Below are 11,723 nucleotides of genomic sequence, written 5' to 3'. Positions count from 1 at the left end.
TCAGACTCAAGTTCGGGCTCAAGCCCAGGACTTTTGTGGGGAGAGGGCTCGGCCCTGATGGTTTGTGGCTGTCACCTGCCCTAGGGCGGACTTAGAGCAAGTCCTGGGGATCCCGGTCCAGGGTCCAGCGGCAGCGTTTGGCCTCGGGCAGGGCTTCTATTTCACTCAGGCGGGTATCGAATACCTGTTGCAGTCCCTGGCGGTGACGGGCCTGGAATATCAGCTGCCGTCTGTGTTTGCCTGCCTTGCGATCCATGGGCGCCGGCAGCGGGCCTATGATTTCGAAGTCTTTCTCGTTTGGCAGCAGGGCCGCCACCGCAGCGAGGAAGGCATCGGCATCCTCGGCCCTGTGAGCCTCGGCGCGGAACAGCACCATGTGCCAGGCCGGGGGCAGGGCTGCCTGTTGCCGCTCCGCCAACTGGCTGCGGGCAAACTCGCCGTAGCCCCGGTGCAGCAGATCCCGCAGCAGCGGATTGTCGCTTTGATGGGTTTGCAGCAGCACTGTGCCGGGTTTGGCGGCGCGACCGGCCCGGCCCGCCACCTGGGTATAGAGCTGACCAAAGCGTTCGGGGGCGCGGAAGTCAGCACTGAACAGGGCGCCGTCCACGTCGAGCAGGCCCACCAGGGTCACATCCGGAAAGTGATGACCCTTGGCCAGCATCTGGGTGCCGACCAGGATCTTAAAGTCACCCCTCTGAATCGCCTGCAAATGAGATTCCAGTGAGCCCTTGAGCCGGGTGGTATCCCTGTCGATACGCACCACGGGGAAGCGGGGAAACTCCTGTTTCAGCGCCTGCTCCAACTGCTCTGTGCCTATGCCCTGTCCCATCAGCATGGTGGAGCCGCACTGGTGGCACTGGCGCGGAATCGCATATTGATTGCCGCAGTGGTGGCAGCGGATTTCCCCCAGGCTCTGGTGCACTGTAAAGAAGGCATCGCAGCGATCGCACTCATGCAGGTGGCCGCATTCATGGCACAGCAGTGCCGGGGCAAAACCGCGGCGGTTGAGGAACAGCAAGACCTGATTGCCGGCCTCCAGATGCTGGCGCATCTCGTTCAGCAGTGGCTGGGACATGCCGGCCTTGAGGGGCTGGTGACGGATGTCGATGATCCCCTGACGCACCTTTTTGGCGGCGCCGGCGCGCTCCCCCAACTGCAAGTGGTGGTAACGGCCGGCGAGGGCATTTTGCAGGCTTTCCAGCGACGGGGTGGCCGAGCCCAGCAGTACCGGGATATTTTCCAGGTGGCCGCGCATCACCGCCAGATCCCGGGCGTGGTAGCCAACCCCTTCCTGTTGCTTGAAGGAGGCATCGTGCTCTTCATCAAGTATGATGATCCCCGGCCAGGCCATGGGGGTAAACAGGGCCGAGCGGGTGCCGATAATGATGGCCGCCTCACCGCTGCGTCCGGCGCGCCAGGCATCCAGGCGTTGATTGTCGGTGAGGTTGGAGTGGATCACCGCCAGCGGCACCCGGAAACGGCGCCGGAATCTGTCTATGGTTTGCGGCGTCAGGCCTATCTCGGGCACCAGGATCAACGCCTGTTTGCCGGCCTTGAGTACCTGTTCCAGCAGTGCCAGGTAGACCTCGGTCTTGCCCGAGCCGGTGATCCCCTCGAGCAAGGTGCAGTGAAAGCCTTCCCGGGTACCGATGCTGGCCACGGCCACCGCCTGTTCCTGATTCAGTCTGTGGGGTGTTTCATCGAGCGTGAGCTCAGTGCGCCAGCCAAGGTCCGGCGCTATTGTCTCTTCAACACGCGCTATCCAGCCCTTGTCTTCCAGCGCCTTAAGGGCGGCCTTGCTGAATTCCATGGCGCTGAATTCATCCAGGCTGAGAGGGCCTTGCAGCAGGCGCTCAAAGAGTTTTTTCTGGGCCGGGGCGCGCTTGAGTACAGCAGCGTCGGCCTCGTTTCCGGCGGGGCTAAGGGTCAGGGACTGGCGGGATTTTGGGGCAGCGTCGGCGCCCTTTCGCAGCGCCACCGGCAGGGCCTGGGTCAGCATTTGTCCCTGACTGCAGAGGTAATACCTTGCAGACCAGAGGGTTAGTTTATAAAGTGAATCAGGTAATACCGGCAAGTCATCCAGTAGTTCGATAACATTTTTAATCTGTGTCTCGGCCAGCGCACAGCTGTCGGTCAGTGCCACTATCAGGCCTATCAGCTGTTGCCGACCAAAGGGGACCTTGACCCTGGCACCAATAAGGGCCCGATCGGCCAAAGGCTCTGGCAGTCGATAGCTGAAGGATTGCCGCAGAGGAACGGGCAGGGCAACCTCGACAAATGTGGGCATAATCAGACACTTTGTTTTTGAATGCCGCTAGTGTACCAGAGATGACCTCCCGAACCAGACCATAGATGAGGAAAACCACCCATGCGAAGCCTGATCCCAGTTCTGCTCTGTTGTCTATTGCTGCCAGGCGCGGCCATGGCCAAGTTGTCCCATGTCAGTATCAATAAGAGCCAGTTCACCCTGGGGGAGCATCCACGGCTGCGGGTTAACATTATTGCCGAACGCAATGATCTGTCCCGACTGGAATTTGTGGTGCAACAGGGCGAAAGCGAAGAAAAATTAATGGTGCAGCCTCTGAACAGTTTTATGTTGCTGCTGACCGGGGTGGAAGAGGTGCGCGATCCCAATGCACGCTTGTTGGTACGTGAGTATGTGGTGGATCAATGGCATGAATACCGCTGGTTTCCCCTGTTTGCGGGGGCCTCGGGCAAGCTGACCGAGAATGCCGTGCCTGCCCGGGCCTCAGAACTCCGGGAAAAAGGAACCCAGGCCTCAGTGGCTGCCGCCATGCCTCGGGGTGCGCAAGCGCCGGTCCAAATTCAGGAAGCGCCGGTCAAAACTCAGGAAGCGTCAGTCGAAACCGAGGAGGCGCCCACCAAAACCGAGCTTGCGCCGCAAGTTGAGATTGCCGCAGCCATTGCTGAGCCCACAGTTGATTTAGCAAACAGATCAGCAGCAAACGAATGTGAGGTGGAGCGACAGGCTGGGGATACCCTGTGGCGCATTGCCAATCGCAATGCCGCCAAATGGCAGGTGGATGTATACAGTGCCATGCTGGCACTGTTTGATGCCAACCCCGGGGCCTTTACCCGCAATAAAATCAATGGGCTTAAAAAGGATGCCAGGCTGGAATGTCCCGGGACTGAGCTGCTTGGGCGTTACCCCGATCCCAAGGTCGCCAGCCGCGTGTACGCCGACAAAGAAGCAGGGCAGACAGTGCAATAGTTTGTTGCCCAGAAGTGTCGCTTCAGCAAGGGATCCCCGGTTGGCCCGAACCGGGGATGCTTAAGAGGAAAGGTCTGATTTGGACCTGTCGGAAATTGGCCGGGCGCTGCAATAATATACTTGTCAGTATTGGTGCTTTGCTGTAGCATTCTGCGCCCTGAACATACTGTATTAACCGCATGTGGTGTCCGACTTCGGGTTGGAAGAGCGACATGGCCTTAACTTGAGGTAATCCCAAATGAAACCAGGTATCCATCCTGAATACGCCCAGATCACTGCCACCTGTACTTGTGGTAACGTTATCAAGATCAACTCCACTGTAGGTAAAGACCTGCACCTGGACGTGTGTGGTGCTTGTCACCCATTCTACACCGGCACCCAGAAAGTAGTTGACACCGGCGGTCGTATCGACAAGTTCAACAAGCGTTTCGGTATGCTTGGCAAGAAGTAATTGCTTCGGCAATGAATTCAGAAAAAGGCGCTCATCGAGCGCCTTTTTTGCATTCAGCGCCAACGAAAATCCCCCAGGCAATGCGGCAGCAGATCATTTCCCTGAAAGGGCCATTTTTGGAATATTCTTTGGTAAGTTTCAAACAAAACCCCGCTTAATTTGCGGTTGCAGGCCGGTGTTGTGTGAATGTTTCCGTATTAAAACTACAAAGTTAACTATTGGATAGCTAATTGTTTTCTTGAGTTAACTTATGAAAATAACGCTTTCAGGTGGTTAGTCCTCTTAAGTCGGTGAAATTTGTTAATCTTGGCTATAAACGGTCGGCGGATTGGCGTATCTTATTCCTGTTTCTAAGGGGTTTTTGTTGTCGCCCGCATCTCAGCCCCAGTGGACTCGGCCGCTTTTACATAACTCTTCGTCGTATTTCAGGATTAAAAAATGGCAGACCTTCGTCAACAAGCTCTCGATTATCATGAATTTCCGGTCCCGGGTAAGATGGCGGTATGCCTGACCAAACCCGCCGCAACCAGCATGGACCTTGCCCTGGCCTATAGCCCGGGTGTGGCCGAGCCGGTGCGTGAAATTGCCTCCAATCCCAACGACGCTTACCGCTACACCAACAAGGGCAATACTGTGGCGGTGATCTCCAACGGTACCGCCATTCTGGGTCTGGGTAATCTGGGACCTTTGGCCTCCAAGCCGGTGATGGAAGGCAAGGCGCTGCTGTTCAAGCATTTCGCCAACATAGATGCCACCGACATCGAAGTAAAACACCGCACCGCGGAAGAATTTATCAATGTGGTTGAAGCCATTGCCGACACTTTCGGTGGTATCAACCTGGAAGACATCAAGGCGCCCGAGTGTTTCGAGATTGAACGCGAGCTGATTGAGCGTTGCTCTGTGCCGGTTTTCCACGACGATCAACACGGTACCGCCATTGTGACCGCCGCCGGTATGCTCAACGCGCTGGAAATCCAGGGCAAGAAGATAGAAGAAGCGGTATTTGTTTGTATGGGTGCCGGTGCCGCCGCCATCGCCTGTATGAGCATGCTGGTCAAATGTGGCGCCCAGCGTGAGAACGTATACATGCTGGACCGCAAGGGCGTGATCCATACCCGTCGCGACGATTTGAACGAGTACAAGGCACTGTTTGCCAACAACACCGACAAGCGCACCCTGCAGGACGTGATCCGGGGCGCCGACGTGTTCCTGGGCCTGTCAGGTCCCGATGTGCTCAGCGCCGAAGACGTGCTGCTGATGGCCGACAACCCGGTGATCTTCGCCTGCTCCAACCCGGATCCCGAGATCAAGCCCGAGCTGGCCCACGACATCCGTAAAGATCTGATCATGGGCACGGGTCGCAGCGACTACCCCAACCAGGTCAACAACGTGCTGTGTTTCCCCTTTATCTTCCGTGGTGCTTTGGATGTGCGCGCCTCGCGGATTAACGATGAGATGAAGCTGGCGGCAGTTTACGCCATCGCGGCCCTGGCCAAGGAGCCCGTGCCCGAGTCGGTGCTCAAGGCCTACCCCAAGGTCAGCAGCCTGAGCTTTGGTCCCGAGTACGTGCTGCCCAAGCCGATGGACCCAAGATTGCTGCCAAGAATCGCCACCGCAGTGGCCCAGGCGGCGATAGAGTCCGGGGTGGCAGCCGTGACAACCCTGCCGGAAAACTACCTCGGCTGATGTTCAGCAAAGGCAACCTTCAAGGTTGCCTTTTGTTTTTGGGTGCTCAATAATTCCGCCGGAACCCCTGTACACACCACCTTCTGGGTAGCAGGGGCAACCGCCCTGGTGGGCAACCAAATAAGAACAATAAATCCAGGACGGTATTTCCCATGCAACTGACCCGCATGCTGACCAAAAAACTCATCAGTTTCTGGATGATGTCTTTGTCCGCCGTGGCCTTTGTGTTCCTGCTCAGCGCCGTTGTCAGCTTTATCCAGCTCACCTACCGCTTTCAGCAACAAAAGGTGAACGAGCTGGAAACCATGCTGGTCAATCACTATCAGAACCACAGCGAATGGGCCCTGGACAGCTGGCTGCCGCCCTTGCTGCTGGCTTATAACACCGTGAGTTTCCGGCTGAGCGAGGCCGGAGAACCCGTGTTTGAGTATCAGGGCAATTTGGCCTCGGAGCAGGTGCTGCAGTATGACAAACAGCTGGGCAGCCAGGGGCAACTGAGGATGCAACTGGTGTTGCCGAGGCCCTTTTCCCAATACCGCCTCAGTGAGGCCGAGTTACTGGTACTGCTGATAGGCCTAGGGGCCATAGCTGCCTTTGTCCGTTTCGGTTATCGCTGGTTTTCCACCGAGTTGGAGGGCGTGGAAGCCCTGGCCCAGCGCAGTAAGCTGATCCTCGATGGCCGCCATGAAGAGGCCGCCAAAACCCCGGGCAACGGCAAGCCCAGGCTGATTAACCGGGCTCTGTCGCGCTTGCTGGCGGAACTGGCCGATGCCCAGAAGGAGCGGGCCCGCTTCGATAAATTTATCCGCTCCAACACCTTTCTCGATCCCCAGACCCGCATAGGCAACCGGCTGTTTCTCAAGAACCGCCTCGATGCCCTGTCCAGCGAGCGCGGCATGATGGCCCATGGCGTCATTTACCTGCTGGAGATGGAAGACCTGGACCTGCTGGAACAGGAACTGGGCAGCGAGCCTGTGTTGGAGCTACTGCACTCCACCATTAACGGCATTAACCTGGTGCTGCAAACCCAGGCCAACAGCATCTTTGCCCGTCGTTCCCACAATCAGTTGGCGATCGTGGTGCCACAGATCTCCCTTGCCGAAGCGGACAGCCTGGCGGACAGGTTGCTGAAAATTTGCCTCAGCCAGCCGCTGCCGCCCATTGAGACCAGGGATAACTTTTTCCATCTCGGCGGTGCCTTCTTCACCGAGGGTGACAATACCGAGCAGCTGCTGGATGAAGCCGATATGGCGCTGCGGGCGGCGCAGCTGCAGGGGGCCAGCAACTGGTTTATGTACGACAAGGGGGCGGTGGACGAGGAGTTTGCCAAGGGCTCGGTCCGTTGGCGCAGCTTTCTGGAAAACGCCTTGCTGGGGCGCCGCTTTGTGGCCTTTGCCCAACCTGTTATGGAAGGGGATGGCCTGCTGCATCACAGGGAAATTTTCACCCGCGCGCGGGATCCCCAAGGCAATCTGGTGCGTGCCAGCCTGTTTATGCCCATGGCGACCAAGTGTGGCCTGATGCCACAAATCGAGCGCCAGATAGTGGAACGTACCCTGTTCGAATTGATGGCCGACGATAATCCCGGAGTGCATCACTACAGCATTAACCTGAGTCTGGACTCGCTGCAAAGCCGCGCCTTTGTGCGTTGGTTGCAGACGACCTTGCTGGAATACCGTCATTTGGCGTCCAGGCTGATTTTCGAACTCACCGAAGATACTGTCATCAAGCACAGGCAAGCCCTGGAGCCCAGACTGGATATGCTGCGCAAGATGGGGGCGCGCCTGTGTGTCGACCACGTGGGGCAGCAAGTGGTCAGCACCCAGTACATCAAGGAATTGAAGTTTGACCTGATCAAGTTACACCGTTCCGTGGTGCGTCAAATCGATCTTCGTCCTGAAAATCAACTGTTTGTTCGCAGTCTCATCGGCAGCTTGTACCGCACCGAAGTGCAGGTGTGTGCCGAGGGCGTGGGCAGCTTTGAAGAATGGCAAACCCTGCAGATTTTGGGGGTCAGTGCCGCCCAGGGCAGCTATTTCGGCGACCCGAGTGAGACCTGAGTGGCATTTTGCTGTTGCGCACTTGTGAATGGCCGGTCATGGGCCTATCTTAGAGTGGGATTTCCCTGCATAATAAATATTATTAAAAAAGAAATAATTACTGAGTAAATCACCGGGGCGCCAGCCTTGGTGGTATCAGCTTCAGCGCGGTTTCGGGGAGGAGGGCTCAAGGCTCTTCAGGGCATCCCGAGATCGTTAATGGACAGAGGAATATCGGGCATTCACAATGGAAAACAGTTTCTTGGCACGTTTGTCCTTCTGGAAAGCCAACCAAAGCAAGCGGCCCGCCGGCCTGTTTCTTGGCGAGTCCTATGCCTGGGTCTTCCTGCCGCAACCGGGAAAAGATCCCGAAGTGCTGCAATTCCCCATTGATGACAAAGATTGGTCTGCGCTGATGGCCCCCCTGAGTCAGCGCCTGGGGCCACTGAGTCTGGCGTTGGTGCTCTGTCCCGCCCGTTATCAACTGCTGACCGTGGATAAGCCCGCTGTGCCTGAGGAAGAAGTGTCCCAGGCCCTGGTGTGGTCCATCAAGGACATGGTCAGTGAACCCCTGGATAAGCTGCAAATCGACTACTTCAGCCCTCCGGTTGCCGGCAGCAATAAGCTGACCGTGGTGTGCAGTGCCAAGCCGGAATTGCAGGCCCTGGTGAAAGCCGCCGATGACGTGGGTTGTGAGCTGATGGGGATCAGTATCGAAGAGCTGGTCAGCAGTCGTCTCTGGGGTAAGGATTCCCCGGCCAGATTGGTGGTCAGTCATGTGCCTGAGCAGGATTTGCTGCTTACCGTGGTGCGTGAGGGCGAGCTGTGGATGCAGCGGCGGGTGCGGGGATTTCGTGAACTCAACGGCCTCAGCGAGCAGGACCTGACCTACGGTGTGGCCGACAACCTCAGTCTGGAAATCCAGCGCTCCATGGATTATTTCGAGAGCCAGCTGCGCCAGGCACCGGTAGCCTCCATTGAGGTTCTGGTCGAAGGTTCGGGCAGGGCATTGAGCCGCCTGTTGGCCGCCAACTTCAATCAGAAAGTCAATTATCTGGAAACAGACTCTGTGGCCGGTACCTTTGCCCGCCTGGGACTGGCCGAATTTGCCCCGGAGGTGCTGTGAGCAAGACGCGGATAAACCTCTACGACAGGTCGCTGTTGCCACTGAGGCAACGCCTGACCCTGGCGGCGTTGGGACGCACTGTGACCCTGGTGTTGCTGCTGGGTATTGGCGCCACGGGCCTGGTGTATTGGCAGCAATTGCAGTTGCAGGGCCAGCTCAGAATGGCGGAACAACGCAAACAGCAACTCGATAGCGACAAACAGTTGCAGGAACAGGCTCTGGCGCGGCACAAGGCCGACCCTGCGCTTATCCATCAGGTGGAGCTGGAAGCGGCACAGCTGGAGCTGAAGCAACGCCTGCTCAGTGAGCTTGGCCTGCGTACCCAACTGGCGAGCCAGGGGTTTGCACCTTTGCTGCTGGAGTTGGCGGAGGCCGCCGATGGCAGCCTGTGGCTTGACGGGATCCTGGCCGAAGAAGGTCGTTACCGTTTCAGCGGTTACACCCTTAAGCCGGCTCATGTCCCCCAGTGGGTAGAGCGCCTGAAGCAGAGTAACACCCTGAGGGGCCAATCGTTTGCCGCCATGACCATGAGCCGGGGGGAAGACAAGCCCCTGGGCTTTGTGTTGACCTCTGAACCAGAGGAGGTCAAGCCATGAGTGCAGTCCGTGAACTGGCCGAAAAATACAATGGCTTGAGCCGCCGCGAGCGCGGCCTGATTGCCCTGGCAACCCTGGTGCTGCTGGCCGTGGTGCTGATGCAGCCTTTGGATGCCCTGTGGCAGCAAACCCAGGCGATGAACCTCAGGCTCAAATCCCTGGTGAAGGAAAACGAGATTTCGGTGCAGCAGCTGGAACTGTACCGCCAGCGGCTGGCACTGGATCCCAATGCCAGTTACCGGCAGCGGCTGAGCCAGCTGGCCGCTGAGCAACAACAACTGGATGCCAGGCTCGATGAGCAAATGGTGGCCATGGTACCGGCGAAATTCATGCCCGGGTTGCTCAACCGAATGTTGGAGTCCATGCCCGGACTCAAGTTGCAGGAGTTTGCTTCCATTGCCCCCGAACCCTTGCTGCAGGTGGGCGAAACCGAGAAGTTGAATCTGTACTCCCATGGCATGCGTATGAAGCTGAGTGGCGATTTTTTCTCGCTGCTGCGCTTTATGCAGGCACTGGAGTCCATGCCCACCAAGCTGTATTGGAAGCGCCTGGATTACCAGGTGAAGGATTATCCCGGGGCGGAAGTGGAGCTGCTGCTTTATACCCTGAGCATCAATGAGGACTTTATCAGTGTTGCCAAGGATTAGTGTATTGCTGTTGGGGCTGTTGCCGCTCGCTCTGACTGCGGCTCAGGATCCCACCCGCCCGGCCATGTACGCCACCGCTGGCGAAACCCACAGTCAGGGTGGGCTCAAAAGCATAGTGCGCAATGGTAAAGAGGCCTTTGCCATAGTGGGCAACCGCATAGTGGCGGTGGGGGATCAGCTCAATGGGCTGAGGATCACGGCCATTGGCGCGGATTACCTGCAGTTATCCGATGGTTCACGGCTGACCTTGTTCAAGCCGGTTACAGAGAGATAGGAAAATAACAAGATGAAGCCAGGCCTTTACCTCACCCCTCTGTTGTCCCTGTTGCTGGTGGCTTGTCAAACCACGGACAGACCCCAACCGAAAGAATCCAAAGCGGAGCTGAATCAGGCGACCCAAGCCAAAGCCGAAAAGCCCACGCCGCCTCCGGTGCAATTGCCCGCCGCTGTCATGCAGGAATTGGGGGCCGCCAAGACACAATTGGCGCCACAGCTGCCGGTCGAGCGCCGCTTCGATGTGGCTGCCAACGATGTGGATGCCAGGGTGTTTTTTCCCAGCCTGGTGAAGGGCACCCCCCTGAGTGTCGCGGTGCATCCCGATGTGCAGGGGCGCATCTCCCTGTCCCTCAAGGGTGTGACCCTGAGTGAGGCGCTGCAGGTGGTGGAAGATCTTTATGGTTATGAGATCAACCGTCAGGGCAAGGTGCTGCAGATTTTCCCTGCCGGGATGCGTACCGAGACCTTCCCGGTCAATTACCTCTTTATGGAACGTCAGGGATTGTCGCTGACCTCAGTCAGCTCGGGCCGCTTGTCGGACAATAACCGCAACAACAATAACAACAGCAATAACAGCAACAATAACAATGGCTCCGGCTCGGATAATGGCTCGGGCAATAACGGCAACAACAGCAACAATACCATCAACGGCACCTTTATCCGTTCCCAAACCAAGACGGACTTCTGGAGTGAGTTGAAACTGACCCTGGAGTCCATGGTGGGCGCGGACGGACGTCAGGTGATGGTGACCCCCCAGGCGGGCTTGGTAACTGTGCGGGCCTTCCCCGATGAGTTGCGCCAGATCCGTCATTTCCTCAGTACTGCCGAAACCCACCTGCAGCGTCAGGTGGTGCTGGAGGCCAAAATTCTTGAAGTGACCCTGTCCGATGGTTATCAGCAGGGGATCCAGTGGCAGGATGTGATGGGCACGGCCTTTGGCAATGGCAATACCCAGGTCACCTTTAACACAGGCGCTGGCGCCTTCGGGAACCAAATCACCCAGGCTTTGGGTGGCATGACCTCTCTTTCCGTCAAGGGGGCCGACTTTGGCGCCATGATCACCCTGCTCGATACCCAGGGCGACGTGGATGTGTTGTCCAGCCCGCGCGTGACCGCCTCCAATAACCAGAAAGCGGTGATCAAGGTGGGCAAGGACGAGTATTTTGTCACCGAAGTGTCTTCCACCACTGTGGTCAGCAATACCCCAGTGACCACCCCCCAGGTGGAACTGACCCCCTTCTTCTCCGGGATAGCACTGGATGTCACACCGCAAATCGATGAGCAGGGCAATGTGTTGTTGCACGTCCATCCTTCGGTGACCGATGTGACCGAACAGAACAAAAATATCCGGGTCAGCGATGCCGAGCTGGACCTGCCCCTGGCCCAAAGTGAAATCCGTGAGTCTGATACCGTTATCCGCGCCCAGTCCGGCGATGTGGTGGTTATCGGCGGCCTGATGAAGAGTGAGCAGTCCGAGCAGGTGTCCAAGGTGCCCTTGCTGGGAGATATTCCCTTCCTGGGTGAGGCCTTCACCAATCGCAGCAAACTGACCCGAAAAACCGAGCTGGTGATCCTGCTCAAGCCGACCGTGGTCGGTGCCGACACCTGGCAACAGGAGCTGGAACGGTCCAAAGCCTTGCTGGATCGCTGGTATCCCGAGGGGCAATAAC

At 57.5% G+C, this 11,723-nt stretch carries 10 protein-coding genes; 9 read left to right on the top strand and 1 reads right to left on the bottom strand.

Annotation, left to right across the window (positions count from 1 at the left end):
* Positions 1-91: 91 nt before the first annotated feature.
* A complete protein-coding gene (gene priA / locus JYB85_RS16610) occupies positions 92-2,287 on the bottom strand; it encodes a primosomal protein N' (protein ID WP_207380175.1) in 2,196 nt (731 codons plus the stop codon).
* A gap of 81 nt (positions 2,288-2,368) precedes the next feature.
* On the opposite strand from priA, the gene JYB85_RS16605 reads away from it, so the two are divergent.
* The 9 genes from JYB85_RS16605 (at position 2,369) to mshL (ending at position 11,722) form a co-directional block, all read left to right on the top strand.
* Positions 2,369-3,232, top strand: coding sequence for a FimV/HubP family polar landmark protein (locus tag JYB85_RS16605; RefSeq protein WP_207380174.1), 864 nt, complete (start codon positions 2,369-2,371; stop codon positions 3,230-3,232).
* Between the two features lie 238 nt (positions 3,233-3,470).
* Positions 3,471-3,683, top strand: coding sequence for a 50S ribosomal protein L31 (gene rpmE / locus JYB85_RS16600; RefSeq protein WP_011758567.1), 213 nt, complete (start codon positions 3,471-3,473; stop codon positions 3,681-3,683).
* Positions 3,684-4,121: 438 nt separating this feature from the next.
* Positions 4,122-5,369: a malic enzyme-like NAD(P)-binding protein gene (locus tag JYB85_RS16595; protein ID WP_207324767.1), complete on the top strand. Its 1,248-nt coding sequence runs from the start codon at positions 4,122-4,124 to the stop codon at positions 5,367-5,369.
* A gap of 152 nt (positions 5,370-5,521) precedes the next feature.
* Positions 5,522-7,429: an RNase E specificity factor CsrD gene (gene csrD / locus JYB85_RS16590; RefSeq protein ID WP_207380173.1), complete on the top strand. Its 1,908-nt coding sequence runs from the start codon at positions 5,522-5,524 to the stop codon at positions 7,427-7,429.
* 226 nt (positions 7,430-7,655) lie between these two features.
* Complete coding sequence (locus JYB85_RS16585; RefSeq protein ID WP_228730134.1) at positions 7,656-8,534, top strand: MSHA biogenesis protein MshI; 879 nt, start codon at positions 7,656-7,658, stop codon at positions 8,532-8,534.
* A complete protein-coding gene (locus JYB85_RS16580; protein WP_207380172.1) occupies positions 8,531-9,130 on the top strand; it encodes a PilN domain-containing protein in 600 nt (199 codons plus the stop codon). Before JYB85_RS16585 ends, JYB85_RS16580 begins: the two co-directional genes overlap by 4 nt.
* A complete protein-coding gene (locus JYB85_RS16575) occupies positions 9,127-9,777 on the top strand; it encodes an MSHA biogenesis protein MshJ (protein ID WP_207380171.1) in 651 nt (216 codons plus the stop codon). Before JYB85_RS16580 ends, JYB85_RS16575 begins: the two co-directional genes overlap by 4 nt.
* Positions 9,761-10,051: an MSHA biogenesis protein MshK gene (locus JYB85_RS16570; RefSeq protein WP_207324763.1), complete on the top strand. Its 291-nt coding sequence runs from the start codon at positions 9,761-9,763 to the stop codon at positions 10,049-10,051. Before JYB85_RS16575 ends, JYB85_RS16570 begins: the two co-directional genes overlap by 17 nt.
* Positions 10,052-10,063: 12 nt before the next feature.
* Positions 10,064-11,722: a pilus (MSHA type) biogenesis protein MshL gene (mshL, locus tag JYB85_RS16565; RefSeq protein ID WP_207380170.1), complete on the top strand. Its 1,659-nt coding sequence runs from the start codon at positions 10,064-10,066 to the stop codon at positions 11,720-11,722.
* Position 11,723: the final 1 nt, after the last annotated feature.

It is taken from the genome of Shewanella sedimentimangrovi, from assembly GCF_017354965.1.
Classification (GTDB): Bacteria; Pseudomonadota; Gammaproteobacteria; order Enterobacterales; family Shewanellaceae; genus Shewanella; species Shewanella cyperi.
The sequence above is the reverse complement of the archived record's forward strand: the minus strand, read 5'-3'. Positions and strand labels throughout refer to the sequence as shown.